General features: G+C 45.6%; 14 protein-coding genes. All 14 read left to right on the top strand.

The features are described 5' to 3' along the window. Window positions 1-282 precede the first annotated feature (282 nt). The 14 genes from G9G53_RS19455 (at window position 283) to crcB (G9G53_RS19395) (ending at window position 18035) form a co-directional block, all read left to right on the top strand. Window positions 283-789 (top strand): type 1 glutamine amidotransferase domain-containing protein, encoded by a 507-nt coding sequence (locus G9G53_RS19455; RefSeq protein WP_025720221.1) that lies wholly within the window; start codon window positions 283-285, stop codon window positions 787-789. A gap of 59 nt (window positions 790-848) precedes the next feature. Next, window positions 849-1319 carry a hypothetical protein gene (locus tag G9G53_RS19450; protein ID WP_069012463.1) on the top strand — a complete coding sequence of 157 codons (471 nt, stop codon included), beginning with the start codon at window positions 849-851 and terminating at the stop codon, window positions 1317-1319. Between the two features lie 392 nt (window positions 1320-1711). After that, a complete protein-coding gene (locus tag G9G53_RS26250; RefSeq protein WP_202984587.1) occupies window positions 1712-2728 on the top strand; it encodes a PEP/pyruvate-binding domain-containing protein in 1017 nt (338 codons plus the stop codon). 77 nt (window positions 2729-2805) lie between these two features. Continuing rightward, the gene (locus G9G53_RS26245; RefSeq protein WP_202984586.1) at window positions 2806-4068 is read left to right on the top strand and encodes a PEP-utilizing enzyme; all 1263 of its coding nucleotides are present in this window, start codon (window positions 2806-2808) and stop codon (window positions 4066-4068) included. Between the two features lie 294 nt (window positions 4069-4362). Then, complete coding sequence (locus G9G53_RS19440; protein WP_029514826.1) at window positions 4363-4962, top strand: acyl-CoA-like ligand-binding transcription factor; 600 nt, start codon at window positions 4363-4365, stop codon at window positions 4960-4962. Between the two features lie 783 nt (window positions 4963-5745). Continuing rightward, a complete protein-coding gene (gene hisS / locus G9G53_RS19435) occupies window positions 5746-6990 on the top strand; it encodes a histidine--tRNA ligase (RefSeq protein WP_165149675.1) in 1245 nt (414 codons plus the stop codon). A gap of 85 nt (window positions 6991-7075) precedes the next feature. Then, the gene (gene aspS / locus G9G53_RS19430) at window positions 7076-8854 is read left to right on the top strand and encodes an aspartate--tRNA ligase (protein ID WP_029515739.1); all 1779 of its coding nucleotides are present in this window, start codon (window positions 7076-7078) and stop codon (window positions 8852-8854) included. Between the two features lie 152 nt (window positions 8855-9006). After that, window positions 9007-9756 carry a tRNA threonylcarbamoyladenosine dehydratase gene (locus tag G9G53_RS19425; RefSeq protein ID WP_029515738.1) on the top strand — a complete coding sequence of 250 codons (750 nt, stop codon included), beginning with the start codon at window positions 9007-9009 and terminating at the stop codon, window positions 9754-9756. Window positions 9757-9930: 174 nt separating this feature from the next. Then, window positions 9931-11229 (top strand): NCS2 family permease, encoded by a 1299-nt coding sequence (locus G9G53_RS19420; RefSeq protein ID WP_029515737.1) that lies wholly within the window; start codon window positions 9931-9933, stop codon window positions 11227-11229. Window positions 11230-11326: 97 nt separating this feature from the next. Continuing rightward, window positions 11327-13144 (top strand): ABC transporter ATP-binding protein, encoded by a 1818-nt coding sequence (locus G9G53_RS19415; RefSeq protein WP_029515736.1) that lies wholly within the window; start codon window positions 11327-11329, stop codon window positions 13142-13144. Window positions 13145-13380: 236 nt separating this feature from the next. Beyond that, window positions 13381-15522, top strand: a complete 2142-nt coding sequence (locus G9G53_RS19410) for a HelD family protein (protein ID WP_165149673.1) — start codon at window positions 13381-13383, stop codon at window positions 15520-15522. A gap of 362 nt (window positions 15523-15884) precedes the next feature. Next, window positions 15885-17195, top strand: a complete 1311-nt coding sequence (locus G9G53_RS19405; RefSeq protein WP_029515734.1) for a replication-associated recombination protein A — start codon at window positions 15885-15887, stop codon at window positions 17193-17195. An 85-nt stretch (window positions 17196-17280) separates the two neighbouring features. Further along, entirely contained in the window at window positions 17281-17682 is a 402-nt protein-coding gene (crcB, locus tag G9G53_RS19400) for a fluoride efflux transporter CrcB (protein WP_029515733.1), read from the top strand. Then, entirely contained in the window at window positions 17679-18035 is a 357-nt protein-coding gene (crcB, locus tag G9G53_RS19395; protein WP_029515732.1) for a fluoride efflux transporter CrcB, read from the top strand. The genes crcB (G9G53_RS19400) and crcB (G9G53_RS19395) overlap by 4 nt, the downstream gene beginning before the upstream one ends. Window positions 18036-18145: the final 110 nt, after the last annotated feature.

Genomic DNA, 18145 nt, shown 5'->3' with positions numbered 1-18145 from the left:
AGAACATGAAGAAGATGGCGATCCACCTAGATCGCCTGGAGAAACAGGGGTAACCCCCCCTGCTTCTCCAGAGACCAAAGCATTATGATGTAAAAAAGAAACCCACGTCTCAAAATGACGGGGTTTCTCGACAATCTGAGGAGCCGAAAGGCTCCTTTTTCTTTTCCGCCGCTGCGAATTGTTATAAAAACAGATCAAGCGGGTAATAACAAATCGTGGTAGAAAAATAAACTTAATTTTAAACTTGTATCAGGGATAACCGGAAAGGAGATCTGAACATTCATGAGTAAAATTGCATTTTTATTGGCTGACCAATTTGAAGATTCCGAAATGAAGGTACCTTATGATGAATTAAAAAAGGCTGGACATGAGGCGGATATTGTTGGGCTGAAGCAAGGTGAGAAAGTGAGCGGTAAGCAAGGTAAAGCAAGCTATACTATTGAAAAAGCCATTGCAGATGTGAAATCAAGTGATTATGATGCAGTTGTTATTCCTGGTGGATCATCTCCGGAAAATCTCCGTTTGGATGCAAATGTTCTGAAATTTGTAACTGAAATTAATGAGTCCAAAAAAACGATTGGCGCTATCTGTCACGGGCCACAAATTTTGGCGAGTGCCGATTTGTTACAAGGCCGGACAATTACAGCCTATCCTCCATTGAAAGATGACTTGATTAATGCGGGTGCTCATTTTGAGGATCGAGAGGCGGTTGTGGACGGTAACTTTATTACGTCTCGAACCCCTAAGGATGAGCCCGCTTTTGTGCGTGAGTTGTTAAAGGCATTGTAATTTCCGTGAATGCTTCCTAGATTTATGCCAGTACAATTCCCTAACGAGGAGGATTTGATATGGCTAAACAGATTCAGGCTTATTTTCGCACAGAAGATGAAGCTGAGGGCGCTAGAGCTTCGCTTCAGGCTTATAGAACTGAACATTTGGAAGTAGGTGCTCTGGATGAGACGCTCGGTCGGGAGACGAGGGTTTTAATTCCGTTGGTCCCTTATAACAATACTGGCTCTGTGAGCACAGGAGGCTCAGCGGGTGCGGCAATCCCTGCGGCGGGTGCTTATGGCGAGAATATTTTACCAGATGTGAAGGATGGCCAGATTAACTCTGGCTCAGCCCAAAGGGATCTGGATGAAGATCGGAGCGGAACAACGAATCATGACGGAGGGTTGCTCCGTGCAACAGATGTGTATATTAACGGTGATCAAGATGAATTACGGTATGTATTATCTGCAAAGGTGAATGATGCCGATTATGATGAGGTCATTTATAAGCTGCGTTCCAATCGTGGATATGTATCGCAGTTGGATTAAAGTTGAGAGCACGGCACAAGATTGTCGATACTTGAGAATTTAGCTACAAAAGAGTGACTGTAATACAATTGTAATATTCGAAACATCATTCCTTAATATTAGCAGTTTATAATAACAGCATGACCCCCTTTTGATATATCTTTTTGAGCCTGCGGACCGTTTCCGCAGGCTATTTTCTTTTTTAGGACTTATTTGTACAGTAAGTTGCTATGAGGCTAACGATACAGGATACAAAAAAAGTGAAAGATTATTTAATTTGACACTGACTGTCTTTTTGTATAAAGTGTAAAAAGATACTAAGTCCCGAAATAATAAAAATATAAACAATAAATATACCCATTTCCAATTACGGGACCGAAATATTACAACTGAAAAAGTTAGGAAGTGTCAAAATGGGTAATGAAATAGAATGGTTTGCAGAGATAACTCCTGAGCTGCGGAAATGGACCGGAGGCAAAGGAGGGATGCTTGCTAGGATGCTTCAAGCTGGTTATCCGATTCCTAATGGTTTTATTGTTTTTCCACAGGCCTTTCAAGGGGAAAAACTTAAGGAAAAGACATGGAAAGAAATGATCAGGTATTTGGAAAAGCTTCGTAAGGATTACCCTAATGTCTCATTTGCAGTAAGGTCTTCAGCCTTGAGCGAGGATTCAGCCTTAGCTTCTTTTGCAGGAGAGTTTGAAAGTGTCTTAGAAGTACAAACAAACGAGGACGTTCTGAAAGCCTTGTATGTGGTTCACCATTCTCAATACAGTGAGAGGGTGCGGGCATACAGTGCAGTTAAGGGTTTTGAAGAAGCACACCAAATGGCGATTGTAGTCCAAATCATGGTTCCTTCTGAAATCTCGGGTGTTCTTTTTACAGCAGACCCTATTACGGGCAATCGTTCAGTAATGTCTGGAAATTTTGTGTTCGGGTTAGGGGAGCAACTGGTATCTGGTAAAGGAAATGCTCGTGTTTTCTCCTTATTTAAACCCTCAGGTCGATATAAAGGGCCAAAAGAATTACTTCCTTATATCAAAAAGCTATATTGGTATGCTTCCCGTCTGGAAAAAGCGATGGGAGAACCACAGGATATTGAATGGGCCATTGCCAATGGCCAACTCTTTTTTTTACAAGCACGACCTGTTACTACTTTAAGCCCTGGAAATATGGATACATTTGAATGGAATGATTCTTTATCAGGTGATTTTCTTTGGACGAATACTAATGTAGGTGAATCCATTTCAGATGTTGTTACTCCCTTAAGCTGGTCTATTATTCGTGCTTTGGACGAAGAACATAATGTGATTCCTGGTCATTATTTAATGTCTGGTAATATCTGTGGAAGAGTATACTCCAATGTGAGTGTACCATTGTCCGTTTTTTTTGCATTTGGGTGGAATAAAAAGTCAATATTAAAAAAATGAGCAATGTTTTTGGGGAAATTCCAGATGAAATCCAAATTCCTATATATCCGTTTTCTAGGAAAGAGCTCATTAAAATAATGCTCCCCAAGATGCTGTATGCTTTTAAACAGACCCGAAAAGCGATGAAATTATTACCACAGCACATAAAAGAAACAGCGGCCTGGTGCACTCAAACGGAAGAGTTAATTGGCAATGTCCAGTCCAAGGAAGAATTGATTACATTATGGCGTGAGCAGCTTTGGCCTAAAAATATTGAAGCGATGTGGATTGCACTGGAAGGACCTAGTAGCAAGATGCAAAATTTTGTTCGATTGAAGGAAAAGTTGGAGAAATGGCTTGGACGTGATGATGCTAGTGTACTTCTATCTAATCTGAGCGGAAGTACAGGTTTGGCCAGCTTGGGACCTGTTGTTGGTATATCTTCAGTCGTGAAAGGTGAAATGAGTCAGGAGGATTATCTATTGGAATATGGGCATCGAGGCCCACATGAGTTTGAGCTATCGATACCTGATCCAAGAGAAGAACCGAGTTGGCTGGAAAAGCAAATCCAAGAAACAAAGAAATCTGGAATAAATGTTGACGATTTATTGTATAAACAACGTGAACAAAATGAAGTGGTTTGGAGAAGATTGGAGCAGCGTTTTCCATACAAGATAAATAAGTTGAAACGTGTCATAGCAAAAATTTCTGAAGGACCGCATTTAAGGGAAGCTGTTCGTTCGGAATGGACGCGTGTCTTCAGATTAAATCGCTCTTTCGCGCTGAAAGCAGGCGAGTTGATTGGCATAGGAGAAGATGTATTTTTTTTATATGTAGATGAGATATTGGGCTGGCTTGCAGGAGGAAGTGTTATTGAGGAGAGAATCTCGACCAGAAAAGTGAACTATTTAAAATATAAGCAACTGCCTGCGTTCCCCTCGATTATACGTGGGCGATTTGAACCTTTACAATGGATGGAGGATCCCAATCGCAGAGTAGATTATTATGATCCATATATACCATTAGATAGCTCTATCCATTCTGAAATCATTGAAGGAGTTGCTGGAGCGGCAGGTAGAATTGAGGGGACTGTACGTGTACTGAGGAATCCTGAGGATGGACACCAGCTCCTTCCTGGTGAAATACTGGTGACCTCGACAACGAATGTAGGCTGGACTCCACTTTTTCCAAAAGCAGCTGCGATTGTAACAGATATAGGAGCACCACTCTCTCATGCTGCAATTGTAGCCAGAGAGCTAGGCATTCCAGCTGTTGTAGGATGTGGAAATGCTACTACAAGAATGAAAACCGGCGACAGGGTTATTGTTGATGGTGGGCAGGGAATTGTACTAACGAGGTGAGGAGATAAATTTTTTGAATTTCTCAATAGAACCAACCTGATTCAACCTATCAGCTTCTGTACGCCGCATATTCGCCTATAAAAGCTGAAATTGGAGTGGTTTCAAGTTTTGATGTATTGCTTTACAGTCAGGAATAATACAATCCTGGGTATCGTGAAGTACAAAGGATCATGATAAACTGAGTGTAAACGCAAAATCGGGCAATAGTGTGCATGTGGTCAAAAATATATGCTGAAGCAAATTGCTCGATGAGGAGTGAAACTTGAATGAGCAATCTATTGAGGAGTGAAACAAATGTCACTTGAACACCAGCAAAATCTTGGGCTGAGGGAGCGAAAAAAAGCAAAAACCATTGCATCGATTCAAATGCATGCGTTACGCCTATTCAGCGAACTGGGATATAACGAAACTACTGTGGAACAGATTGCAGAAGCAGCGGAGATTTCACCAAGCACCTTTTTTCGCTATTTTTCGAGCAAGGAGGATGTGATTGTTACAGATAACTATGATCCCCTGCTTATATCTGCATTTGAAGAACAGCCAGCTCATTTAACTCCACTTCAAGCTGTGCGTAATGCTATGTTAGCAACCATGTCTGACATGTCCGGCGACGAAATGTCTACTACACGTGAGCGTAACCAACTCGTGATGTCAGTACCGGAACTCCGGGCTGCAACCTTGAATAATTTGACTGATACAATGCATATGATTGCTGAGATGGTTTCCAAACGGGTGGGACGAGATCCTGGAGACTTGCAGATTCGAACTTTTGCAGGCGCCGTCATAGGTGTTAACATATCTGTTATGTTGCATTATGCGGAAAATCCAACTGAAAATTTTTCTGAATTATTATCTGAAGCATTAAATCTCTTGGAGACTGGCCTTCCACTATAAACAATCGCTGAAATCCAATTTCATTATATTAAAGAAACGAGTTGTAATCTGAATTAAATAAATGGAAAACATAAAATTGAAATATGAAGATACGTAAATTCTCCCATCCTTCGTCAAAGCATGCGATAGTTCCCAAACACAGACTGTTAGGAAAAACCAGGGATACATTACATCACTAAAAGCAGTTTAGGCTTTTTAAGTCAGGCTGTTTTTTTGTATTTTGTGAGGTAGTCTGCCTACCTGGCGAACATCGGAAACTCTTCGTGTCCATGTGTGACAATGATACAAAGTTGCAGAGAAGCTATAGAATGTCTTGACTTTGTCGAAGCGGTTCATTAAAATCATAAAATAATGAAAAATGATTTGATGACGGGACCAAGTACTCCGAACCCACAAGCGCAGAGAGGAATTTCCAGGCTGTAAAAATTCCCTTGATGAACGGATGAATGACCTCCCCGAGAACAGGCGGCGAACAATTGAGGAAACCCTACTGAAAGTACATTGTAATTGTGCCGACAGTGGATGGTCCTGCATAATAGCCGTACTGCGCGTTACGGGCGTTATACGTATGAGCGGAGTCAGTATATTGCTGACGGGCAATGAGTGATTTTATGCTGGTTGTCTGGACAAACTCCGGAATGTGGGTGGTACCACGGGTGATTTGTAAACGACAATCCCTCGTCCCTGTTAATGTTAACAGGACGAGGGATTTTTTGTTTTATATTGAAAGTGGAGCAAGAAGAAAGAGCACAATATGAAATACAACGATGGGGGGATACGTTAATGGCCTTTCAAAAACCGACGGGAACACAGGATTTGCTGCCGGGCAGTGTAGAAAAATGGCAAGTGGTCGAGGAAAAAGCCCGTGAGATTAGCCGCCGCTTTAATTATCGAGAGATTCGTACACCAATGTTCGAACAAACGAATTTGTTCGTTCGAGGTGTGGGTGAAACGACGGATGTAGTGGAAAAGGAAATGTATACTTTTGAGGATAAAGGGAAGCGCAGCATGACTTTGCGTCCGGAAGGAACAGCAGGGGTTGTCCGCTCCTATGTGGAGAACAAACTATACGGGGAGCCGGATGTAACTAAGCTGTATTATATCGGTCCGATGTTCCGTTATGAGCGTCCACAGGCTGGGCGTCAGCGCCAGTTTCACCAATTTGGAATTGAGGCATTTGGGGCGGTCGATCCGGCACTGGATGCAGAAGTTATTGCTTTCGGGTATCAATTCTGCCGTGAACTGGGTCTGAAAGGAGTACAGGTGGAGATTAACTCCGTCGGTAATGCAGCCAGTCGCGCAGCTTATCGGCAGCATCTGGTGGACTTCTTGATGCCAATTAAGGATACGTTGACCAAGGAGAGCCAAGCACGCATTGAGCGTAATCCGCTGCGAGTGCTGGATAGCAAAGATGACCAGGACAAATTTGGAGGTGCACCTTCGATTTTGGATAGCTTGGACGAGGAATCTCGCATACATTTTGAGAAAGTGAAGCAAAATTTGGATGCCATGGGTGTGGAATATACAGTTAACCCGCGTTTGGTACGGGGGTTGGATTATTATACGTTGACAGCGTTCGAATTCAAAGCTGAAGGAATTGGTGCCATAGACACGATCGGTGGAGGCGGCCGCTACAACGGATTGGTTGGAGATCTGGGCGGACCGGATCAGCCAGGGATTGGTTTTGGTATTGGACTGGAGCGAATCCAGCTGATTTTGGAGCATCAAGGTGTCAAACTGAACGAATCCAAGCCGTTAGATATCTATATGGTGGCGTTGGGTGAGGCGGCAGAAACGGAAGTAACCAAACAACTATTCAAATTGCGTCAAGCTGGATTTTCCGCAGAACGAGATTATCTGGGTCGTAAAATGAAGGCGCAGATGAAATCAGCCGATCGCTTTAAAGCAAGGTATACTGCGATTCTGGGTGAAGATGAGCTGGTTCAAGGTGAAATTGCACTGAAAAACATGGAAACGGGCGAGCAGCGCACTGTTAAGCTGGATCAGCTGGTGGAAGAACTAGGATAAAGAAGATGTGTAACATCAGTCAGGGGGAGTCTCCCTCTGGCTGTCATATAGCATTAACTACTAAACATAAACAGGAGTGTGTATTATGAAAAGGAGTCATCAATGCGGCGCATTGACTCATGCGCATATCGGAGAAACAGTTACATTGAACGGTTGGGTACAAACCCGTCGTGATTTGGGGGGCGTACTTTTTATAGACCTGCGTGACCGTAGCGGAATTGTACAAATCGTATTTAATCCGGCATATTCCGGTGACGCACTGCAAATTGCGGACCGTGTTCGTAGTGAGTATGTGCTTGAGGTTACTGGTACCATTGTCAAACGGGATGCAGAAACGATTAACCCGAACCTGCCTACAGGTGAAATTGAAGTGCGTGTCACTGAAATCGAAGTATTGAATGCATCCAAAACACCTCCGTTCTTCATTGAAGATGGCGTGGAAGTAGACGAGTCACTGCGTTTGAAATACCGTTATCTGGACTTGCGTCGTCCGGAAATGCATCAGACCTTGAAGCTGCGTTCCAAAGCAGCAAAAGTATTCCGTGATTTCCTGGACGGTGAGGATTTCATTGAGGTGGAAACACCGATTTTGACAAAAAGTTCCCCAGAGGGCGCCCGTGATTATCTGGTACCTAGCCGGGTACATGAAGGTGAGTTTTTCGCCTTGCCGCAATCTCCACAACTGTACAAGCAATTGCTGATGGTTGGTGGCGTGGAGCGCTACTACCAAATTGCACGTTGTTTCCGTGATGAAGATTTGCGTGCTGACCGTCAGCCTGAATTTACGCAGGTCGACATTGAGACCTCCTTCATGCAACAGGATGATTTGCTGCCTATGATGGAGCGTCTTATGGTGAAATTGTTCAAAGAAACCGTTGGAGTAGAACTGGAAACACCGTTCCAACGAATTACACATGCAGAAGCGATGGATAAATACGGTTCAGACAAGCCTGACCTACGTTTTGGTCTGGAGTTGATTAATGTCAATGATATCGTGGCAACCAGTGGTGTGAAAGTATTTGCTTCCGTAATTGAAAAGGGCGGGGAAGTTAAAGTTCTCAATGCCAAAGGATGTGGCACGTGGAGCCGTAAGGACATTGATGACCTGGGTCCTTTTGCAGCACGTTATGGAGCAAAGGGCTTGGCTTGGATCCAAGTGAAAGAAGGCGAATTCAAGGGGCCTATCGTTAAATTCTTCACACCGGAAGAAATCGAAGCCTTGAAAGAGCGTACGGGAGCCGAAGAAGGTGACCTGTTGCTGTTCTCTGCGGATAATAAAAAAGTAGTTGCTGATGTATTGGGCGCGCTTCGTCTGAAAATTGGCCGTCATTTGGGCCTCATCGACGATAACAAATTCAAATTTGCCTGGGTCGTAGACTTCCCGCTTCTGGGCTATGATGAAGAACAAAAACGTTATGTAGCGGAGCACCATCCGTTCACTCGTCCGAAGGAAGAAGACCTGGCCCTCTTGGACACAGATCCAGGTCAAGTTCGTGCTCAGGCCTACGATATCGTGCTGAACGGCTACGAAGTGGGTGGTGGCTCGATGCGTATTTTCAAGCGTGAAGTTCAGGAGAAAATGTTCAAAGCGCTCAACCTGCCGCCTGAGGAAGTGAAGGATAAATTCGGTTACCTGCTGGATGCATTTGAATATGGTACGCCTCCACATGGTGGTATTGCCTTCGGTTTTGACCGTCTTGTGATGCTGCTTGCAGGTCGTACAAACCTGCGTGAAACCATTGCATTCCCGAAAACAGCTAGCGCGACAGACCTGCTTATGGATGCACCAAGCGAAGTGGATCAAGCTCAATTGGAACAGCTTCACATCCGTCTTGCCCCGAAACCTGTTACTCCTAAAGCTTAAGATGAACGTTTGTCTTTGCAAGTGCACCGAGTGGCTTGTGGATAGATTATAGAATGCCGTGAACCCGTTACCCTTTTATGGATAATGGGTTCGTGGTTTGTATGCTGGAGTTCAAGTATAGAGTTTAAATCAGTGAGGGAGGATATACCATATTGTTGCATCAATTTTCACGAACGGAACTGGCTATCGGAACTGAAGGTCTTGAGGTTATGAAAAATAGCACGGTGGCCGTGCTGGGTATCGGCGGTGTCGGTTCGATTGCAGTGGAAGCACTGGCGCGCACAGGTGTTGGACGTATCATTTTGATTGATAAAGATGTTGTAGATATCACCAATATTAATCGCCAAATACATGCGTTGACAACGACGGTAGGTCAAAAAAAGGCGGATCTGATGGTAGAGCGTGTGAAGCTGATTAATCCTGAATGTGAAGCGATTGCACTGAACATGTTTTATACGGAAGAAACGTATGAGGAGTTATTTAAGTACGAACTGGATTATGTGCTGGATGCTTCAGATACGATTATTTACAAAATTCATTTGATTAAGGAATGCCTGAAACGGGGGATTCCGCTGATCTCCAGTATGGGCGCTGCGAATAAAATGGATCCAAGTCGTTTTCAAGTAGCGGATATTTCCCAAACCAGAATGGACCCGATTGCCCGTGTCATCCGCACCAAGTTGCGTAAGGAAGGCATTACCAAAGGCGTCAAGGTTGTATTCTCCGATGAGGAACCAAAGAAGCCACGTGAAGAAATTACAAAAAAAATTGTACCTGCCAACGCACCTGAAATCCGGAAAGCGAAGCAGCCGCCTGCAAGCAATGCATTTGTACCTCCGGTAGCAGGACTGATCATGGTTAGTGTAGCCGTGAAGGATTTATTAGAACACGCTGGTGTGTAAGTTGTAAAAATAGCATGGCAGTGCATTCGTAGATTTACAGCAGTATGTATTCACTTTAAGACCTGTAGTTCTGTGCATCACATCCTTTGTGTCACAGTTGCTACAGCTCTTTTTTGTTTTGAAAAAGTGCAGCTTACTGTAAACAGATTGAACAACTTGCTGGAGGGTTTTGGTATGAAGGATGGACTATGGTCCAGAAGTCTCGGTTACAAGCCCGAGCATCATTGGAAAAAGGAATTAGCCGCTGGGGCCATTTCTTATTTTTCCGTGGTATACATTGTTATGGTTAATGCGACTATTTTGTCAGATGCCGGGATTCCCCTCCAAGGGGCGATGCTCGGGACACTGCTGACATCGATGATCGGCTGTCTACTGATGGCTTTTGGTGGGAAATCTCCAATGGTCGTTGTACCGGGGATGGGAATTAATGCCTTTTTCACTTATACGCTGGTACATTCCATGAAGCTGAGCTGGCAGGAAGCGTTGATGGTAGTTGCCGTCACAGGGGTGATATTCGCCATTGTGGCCTTTACATCATTGTACAAGCTGATTAGCCAAGCGATTCCCCATAATTTGCAGCACGGAATTACGGTAGGCATTGGTTTGTTTTTAACCTTTATCGGTTTGCAAAAAAGCGGCATCGTGATTGCTCATCAGACGACTTTTGTGGCTATTGGCCATTTTAATGATCCCAAGGTAATTACGGCTTGTGTAACGTTGCTGCTCGCTATTGTATTGTTTGTGCGTAACGTTCAGGGAGGTTTACTAATTAGTATTTTGGCGGGAACTGGGCTTGCTTATATACTGGGAGCTGTAGAGCCTACAAGCACGGTACGAACCTCTGAAACGGTGCGACAGTATGGGCAATTGTTTGGAGAGCTTTCCTTTTCAGGCATTGTCTCGGTAGCTTTCTGGATCGCTGTCTTTTTGCTCCTACTCATTGTGCTATTCGAGAATATTGGTATGATTACTGCACAAACCAACATGATTGGTAGACCGGATTTATTTAAAAACAGCTTGCGTGTGTTGGCTGTAACCAATATCTTTGCCGGTATTTTGGGCAGCAGTCCGGCGGTAGCCGCTGCGGAATCGACGGCTGGTATTGCAGCAGGGGGACGCTCGGGAATGACACCGCTGGTAACTGCTATTTTATTCGGGGCGACGTTTTTCTTTATTCCACTGTTGGCTTATATTCCTGATAGTGCCATTGCACCCGTGTTGATCATCATTGGGGGGCTAATGGTGCAAAATGTGCGAGAGATGGATTTCAGTGATTTTACTGAAGCGTTTCCTGCATTTCTGATCATGGTGATGATGCCCTTTACTTATAGTATCGTAGACGGAATGGCATTTGGTTTTATTGCATACCCCGTAGCCAAGCTGGCAGCAGGACGGGGCAAGGAAGTACCTATCGCATTATATATCATATCTGTACTGTTTGTGGCAAATTTTGTGCTTCATTCTCTGGTGTAGTAAACTCGAAGATAGATTGTACTGTTCATACCCGCGCAGAGCGCGGGTGTTGTTGTTTGAACAAGAATGGTCAGACAGGAAGCGAGGTTGATGGTATATGGAAAAAGAACATCATATACACCAAGAAGAGCAGGAGGACCGGATGAAGGAAAAGCCGGGTAAAAGACCGGATAAGGCTGGCATGGGGCGGTTTATCAAATTGATTGCGAGTGCGCATCCACCCAAAGCGATTCTGATCATCGCCCTGATTCTGACCCTGATTCAGACCATGGCTGGTTTAATCGTACCCATGATGACTAAAGGGTTGATTGATGGCTTGACCTTTTCTTCACTAAACCGTATGGTCATTGTTGGTCTGCTTGGCGCTTTTGTGATTCAAGCGGTGGCTTCGGCAGTTTCTATCTATATGTTGAACTATGCAGGGCATAAGATTGTGGCTAATTTGCGCAAACGCTTATGGCATAAAATCTTATCTCTACCTATCCCTTACTTTGATCGAAATCGGTCAGGAGATACGATGAGTCGCGTCACTAATGATACAAGCCTGATTATGAACTTAATTACGGAGTATCTAGTCAATTTGATTTCTAATGTGATTGCAATTATTGGTGGTATTGCATTGTTATTTTATCTGGATTGGGTGATGACGCTCATTATTATGGCTATTGTTCCGCTAACAGCTCTGATTTTATTTCCGGTAGGCAGAAAAATGTACCGCATCTCCAAAAAACAGCAGGATGAGATGGCAGATCTGACCTCAGTGTTAAGTCAGGTTATCGGCGAAATCAGACTGGTGAAGGCCTACGGAACCGAAAGCAGAGAGGCTCAGGCTGGTGAGGATCGTATTTACCGGATGTTCCGCTTCGGTTTGCAAGAGTCACGTATCCTGGCCCTTGTAGGTCCAATTTCTACCTTCTTGTTGACTGCAGTACTGGTCATTATATTGGGGGTTGGTGGTGTTCGCGTTGCATCGGGTGTGCTGACCGCGGGGGATTTGGTGGCATTTATTTTGCTGCTATTTCAGGTGATCACACCGATGGCACAATTCACGACTCTGTATTCACGTCTGCAAAAGGTGGTTGGGGCTACTGAACGGATTCAGACGATTTTAGATCATGAAGAGGAACCGCTCGAGTTGAAGCAGGAAGCGGCAAAAGAGAGCAGAGATATTATACTTCGTGATGTTGTCTTTTCCTATACCGAAGGTGAAGAGGTTCTTCATAATGCAAACTTGGTCATTCCGGCTAACCGGACGACAGCATTCGTGGGTCCGAGCGGGAGTGGGAAATCCACCTTATTTTCATTGTTAGAGCGCTTTTATGTGCCAGATACAGGGGAAATTCGTTATGGAGACGAACCGATATCGTCATATACACTTTCCTCCTGGCGCTCCAAAATTGGTTATGTATCGCAGGAAAGCTCAATGATGACCGGAACGGTCAGAGATAACATTACATATGGCTTGGGGCGCGAAGCTGACTTGGAAGAAGTGAGACGAGCAGCTACGATGGCGTATGCGGATACATTTATTATGGATCTACCTCAAGGCTACAACACTGAGGTGGGAGAACGGGGAATGAAGCTGTCCGGAGGCCAGCGTCAACGGATCGCTATTGCGCGTGCGCTTCTTCGTAGCCCTGACATCCTCATGCTGGATGAGGCTACATCTAGTCTGGACAGTTCTTCTGAGCATGAGGTACAGAAGGCCCTAGCGAACTTGATGGAAGGACGCACGACGATTGTCATTGCTCATCGTTTGTCTACGGTGGTTCACTCCGACCAGATTATCGTGTTGGACAAGGGCAAGGTGACCGGTGCAGGTACTCATACAGAGTTATTAGAGTCCCATCAGGTGTACCGTGAGCTGGCTCAAAAGCAGTTTGTGGAGATGGGGGAGAGAAGTATGGAGTATTAGAGGCCGCTTCGCGTGTGACTTGATCCTCCGATCGCTCCGCTTCTTCGGATTCAAATCACCCGCTCCACTGGTGCCGCAAAGCTTCATACTTTTGTGAAGGAACAGGGAAATAGGCGTATTAGGAAATAAGGTTGGATTTTTATGGTTAAATGTGTTACGCTTACTTTCCTTTTTTTGTGTCGGAGCAAGTGGATGATGCAGAAATCGAGACTTGATATTCTTAGGAGGTAACTGAAATGGAGAATGAGTTTCAAAGTGCCTATCAAGAAGAACAGCACAGGCTGTCGCTTGCTATGGAGGAAATTGATCGGAGATTGGAACGGCTTCGCAATACGCCAGTATACACTGGGCATGATTTTACAGAGCAAGTGCTGGAATCTGCACGGGAGGAAAAACGTCAGGCTTTGGCTAAAAGCTCGCAGGAGCCTTATTTTGGGCGTATGGATTTTGACGAGCGTGGCAGAGGGCAGCGGAAGCCGCTTTATATCGGTAAAATTGGAGTAGAGCGTGAAGAAACGTCAGCGTATCCGCTGGTGATTGATTGGCGTGCACCGATTGCCAGCTTATTTTATTCGTTTACAGGTGGTGAAGAAACCGCGTCCTATGAAGCTCCTGAGGGAACTATTGAGGGTTTGGTCTATCTGAAGCGCAACGTTGTCATTCGGAAAAGAATTCTGGAACGGGTAGCCGATACGTATAATCGTGAAAGCGACGAGCCGGCCGTTTCCGATGAGTTTCTCGTTTATCGTTTGGGAGAAAACAAGGATAACCGTTTACGGGATATCGTATCTACCATTCAGGCGGAGCAGGATCAGATCATCCGCGCGGCTAAAAATACAGCCCTCGTTATTCAGGGGGTAGCGGGTAGTGGCAAGACGACGGTAGCGCTGCATCGTCTCGCATTTTTGCTGTATCAATACAAGGATCAGGTATCAGCGGACAAAATGGTCATTTTCGCACCAAACCATATGTTTCTCGACTATATTTCAGATGTACTTCCTGAGCTGGGGGTCGGGGATATTCAGCAAAGTACATTTGCAGACTGGGCGCTGGACTTGTTGGGTTTGGATTTACCTTTGGCTGATCCTGCCGAAACATTATCTTATTGGTTTGAGAGTGGCAGTCTGAGAGAGGAATCCATGGATGAGGCGCCGGGAAGATTCAAGGGTTCAGTTCACTTTATGGAGTTACTTCAAGCTTTTGTTGAACGACTGGAGCCCATTTCCGTTCCCGAGGGGGATTTTTCACCATGGGATGGAGCGGTTCTGCCGCGAGCTGAGATTTTGAATTGGTTTAATGAGGAGTATAAGCCTTATCCGCTCGCGAAGCGGAAGGAGCGTGTACTGGCAAGAGTGCACCGCTGGATTGAAATGGAGCTGAAAAAGTCGCCTTCGGTGGCAGCACTCAAGGAACGCAAAAAAAAGGCAGGGGCACGGGAAAAGGCATATGCTAAAAAATGGCCCCAATACGACGCACTGACGCTCTACAAGCAGCTTTTTCAAGCAGCTAAAGGGTTACCCGCAGATACGGCTGCGGAGATGAAGGCTTCTCTGCCGACTGCTATTTTTAAGGCTACACAGTCGGATCTGCGAAAACAGATTATCCGTGAAGAAGATCTGACTGCGTTAGTGTATCTCCACGTGCTGATTCATGAGGTAGAATCATCTCAACGTTTTGACCATGTGGTCATTGATGAAGCGCAGGATTTTTCACCTTTTCATATCGCATTGCTGGATTTGTTCGTCAAAGGACATTCCTTTACTATACTGGGCGATTTATCGCAGGGCATTCATGAATACCGTGGCGTACATGCATGGGAGGAAATGAGTTCTCTTTTTGCACCGGAACATACCGGGTATTTTGCGCTTACGCGGAGCTATAGATCAACCTTGGAAATTATAGAATTTGCAAACACGATTTTGGAGCAGGGAGTTCGCGGCGGTATTACGGCAGTTCCAGTATTTCGTAGTGGCGATCCGGTGCGCACTATATCTTACGACTCATCGGTGCGTGAGCAGAGTTTGCTCACCGCTCTAAAAGAGCTGTCCTCCAGGGAGTATCGTACTGTTTCTGTGCTGACACGTACCTTAAAAGAGGCTGTGGAACTGCGTGAGGTTTTCACAAGTGCGGGGATGGATGTGAATTTGATTGACGGTGGTAAAAAGCAATATGAGGGCGGTTTGTCGGTACTGCCTGTGTACCTATCCAAAGGTCTGGAGTTCGATGCAGTTATTGTGGCGGATGCCGACCATGAGCATTATGGAGAACGGGCATGGGATGCCAAGCTGCTGTATGTAGGATGTACCCGTGCGCTGCATGAGTTGTGGCTATTGCATGATGGCTCACTTCCTAGTTACGTACAGGCACAGACGAAGTAAACAGAAAAAGCGTTGTAAAGTACCGCCTGAGTTGTTGTATTCCTTTTTGTTTACTGTTTATCTTAGTGATGGAAATTATGAAATCATGCCAGTCGAAGAACAGCCTTAGACGAAATCATCTTTCGTCTAAGGCTGTTCTTTCTTTTTTATGGGCGACTGACTTGAAGACCTACAGCTGTGCCATGACCATGCTATCTGCAACTTGTTAACGGATATGGTAGAATAAGAGTCGGTTTACACCGTATCAGAATTATAGATGACTTGAATTTTCATATTTTTCAACCGTATGAGCGAACCTAATATAGTATGTTTTTAAAGATAAAAGAAAGTGTTCGTTCATAAATCATAAGGAAGTGAAAGAAATGGACTTATTTTCATATTCCCAAGAGTCAACGCCAAGCAATCGGTTGCTTGCGGATCGCTTGCGTCCGACTTCACTGGATGAATATATTGGACAGGAGCATGTTGTGGGTCCAGGTAAGCTGCTGCGAAGAGCCATAGAGGCAGATCAGGTTTCTTCAATTTTGTTGTACGGACCACCGGGATGCGGCAAAACAACGCTGGCACATATCATCTCGCAACACACGCAAGGCGATTTTGTACGTCTGAATGCTGTAGAAGCATCTGTGAAAGACGTAAGAGAAGTCATTGACCTTGCACAGACGAATAAATCGATGTATGGCAAAAAAACCATTCTGTTTCTCGATGAGGTACATCGTTTTAACAGTTCACGTCAGGATGCACTGCTGCCCGCGGTGGAAAAGGGCACGATCGTGTTTATTGGCGCCACGACTGAAAATCCCTTTCACTACGTCAACGGCGCTTTGATGAGCCGTTCTACGTTGTTCCAGCTTGAAGCGCTAACGCAGGAACATTCGCTGGCTGCTATGCGCCGCGCCTTAAGCGATGCGGACAAAGGGCTTGGCTACATGCAGCTCCAGGTCGATGAAGCTGCACTGGCTCACATCGCTTCCATGGCGAACGGCGATATCCGCCGCGCTTTAAACGCGCTGGAACTGGCGGCGCTCACAACGCCTCCGCTGGCAGACGGCACGATTCACGTGACACTGGAAGTCGCTGAGGAATCCATTCGCCGCCCGATTGTCAAAGCAGATGAATCCACGCAGTATGATGTGTTGTCGGCCTTCCACAAAAGCATTCGCGGCTCCAGCGATGCCGCGCTGTTCTGGTTCCTGTACGCCGTAGAAAAACTCGGTATGGACCCGATGACCTTTATCCGCCGCCTCATCGCGGCAAGCAGCGAGGACATTGGTCTGGCGAACCCGCAGGCAATGGTGCAAGCGGTGAGTGCGCTTGAAGCCTATCGCAATAACGGCTGGCCCGAGGCCAAGCTGAACATTGCACAGGCTATTTTGTTCGCTGTGGAAAGCCCCAAATCGAATGCTGTATATACGGCGATTTCACGGGCTATGTTGGCTATGGACGATATCAAATCGGCTGAGGTGCCACTCCATTTGCGTGACGCACACTACAAAGGCTCGGAAAAGCTCGGTCATGTAGGCTACCAATATCCACATAATTATCCGAATCATTATGTGAAGCAGCAATATTTGCCCGATGCGATAGCAGACCAAACCTTCTATCAGGCTACTGAGCAGGGGAATGAGTCAAAAATCAGGCAAAACCAGCGCTGGCGGGATTCACAGTCTTAATATATGTGCGACTTAATATACAGAGTGTGTACGATATCGTCACGTTACGCCATGATCGTGCAAGTGCGAAGAAGGGGATAAAAAAATGAAAGACATGTTATTCGTTGCCGCGGGCGGAGCGCTTGGAACCTCTACCCGCTATGGCCTGCAATCGCTGCTGCCTGCGGCGGGTGCGGATTTTCCACTTGGTGTGCTGCTAATTAATTGGATCGGCTGCCTGTTTCTTGGTTGGTTCTTTACGGTAACCTTGCGATCATGGCGGATCAAGCCGCGATTGCGACTTGCCATCGGAACAGGCTTTACAGGGGGCTTTACCACCTTTTCCACTTTTGCAGTGGATGCTGTACGCCTCACAGTTCACGATCGTATGCTGACGGCTGTGTTGTACCTCCTGCTAAGCGTAGGCGGAGGGCTATTTTTGACATGGACAGGTATCCGTCTAGGTACAAAAATGACGCAGGCTGCTCCGAAGGAGGAACGCTTATGATCTGGTGGGCGGCGGCAGGCGGGATTATGGGTACACTGGCGAGATACGGGCTTGGTATGTGGGCCGGAAAGAGGTTGGGTACCGTATTCCCGTGGGGGACGTGGATCATTAACGTCAGCGGTTCATTGCTGCTAGGCTGGCTCTATGGTGAGTTTACGCAACACCAGTTGTCTCCTGCACTCTGGATGCTGTTAGGAACAGGTTTTTGTGGCAGCTACACCACCTTTTCCACATTCGGCTATGAATCTCTTCAACTGATGGAGCGTAAAGAATACCGACGCATGGCTACGTATGTACTTTCCTCTGTCGTGGTAGGAGTTGTAGCTGCGGCTATCGGGTACAGAGTCAGTTAAGCTTTATACATTTTCGAAATAACACGTAAAAATGCAATAAAAAGTTTCCAATCCCGACTCAAGGCATTCTCAGCCGTGATACGGTTTTGGAAGCTTAGTGCTGTACCTAT

The sequence above is a fragment of the Paenibacillus sp. EKM206P genome (assembly GCF_011066155.1).
GTDB classification, from domain to species: Bacteria; Bacillota; Bacilli; order Paenibacillales; family Paenibacillaceae; genus Paenibacillus; species Paenibacillus polymyxa_D.
This window is presented reverse-complemented; position numbering and strand designations above follow the sequence as displayed.

Bases quoted from the DNA above. Each gene is read 5' to 3' on its own strand.
- crcB (WP_029515732.1), top strand. From the start codon at position 17,679: ATGATCTGGTGGGCGGCGGCAGGCGGGATTATGGGTACACTGGCGAGA.
- G9G53_RS19455 (WP_025720221.1), top strand. From the start codon at position 283: ATGAGTAAAATTGCATTTTTATTGGCTGACCAATTTGAAGATTCCGAA.
- G9G53_RS19420 (WP_029515737.1), top strand. From the start codon at position 9,931: ATGAAGGATGGACTATGGTCCAGAAGTCTCGGTTACAAGCCCGAGCAT.
- G9G53_RS26250 (WP_202984587.1), top strand. From the start codon at position 1,712: ATGGGTAATGAAATAGAATGGTTTGCAGAGATAACTCCTGAGCTGCGG.
- G9G53_RS19450 (WP_069012463.1), top strand. From the start codon at position 849: ATGGCTAAACAGATTCAGGCTTATTTTCGCACAGAAGATGAAGCTGAG.
- hisS (WP_165149675.1), top strand. From the start codon at position 5,746: ATGGCCTTTCAAAAACCGACGGGAACACAGGATTTGCTGCCGGGCAGT.
- G9G53_RS19415 (WP_029515736.1), top strand. From the start codon at position 11,327: ATGGAAAAAGAACATCATATACACCAAGAAGAGCAGGAGGACCGGATG.
- crcB (WP_029515733.1), top strand. From the start codon at position 17,281: ATGAAAGACATGTTATTCGTTGCCGCGGGCGGAGCGCTTGGAACCTCT.
- G9G53_RS19440 (WP_029514826.1), top strand. From the start codon at position 4,363: ATGTCACTTGAACACCAGCAAAATCTTGGGCTGAGGGAGCGAAAAAAA.
- G9G53_RS19410 (WP_165149673.1), top strand. From the start codon at position 13,381: ATGGAGAATGAGTTTCAAAGTGCCTATCAAGAAGAACAGCACAGGCTG.
- G9G53_RS19405 (WP_029515734.1), top strand. From the start codon at position 15,885: ATGGACTTATTTTCATATTCCCAAGAGTCAACGCCAAGCAATCGGTTG.
- G9G53_RS26245 (WP_202984586.1), top strand. From the start codon at position 2,806: ATGCTCCCCAAGATGCTGTATGCTTTTAAACAGACCCGAAAAGCGATG.
- aspS (WP_029515739.1), top strand. From the start codon at position 7,076: ATGAAAAGGAGTCATCAATGCGGCGCATTGACTCATGCGCATATCGGA.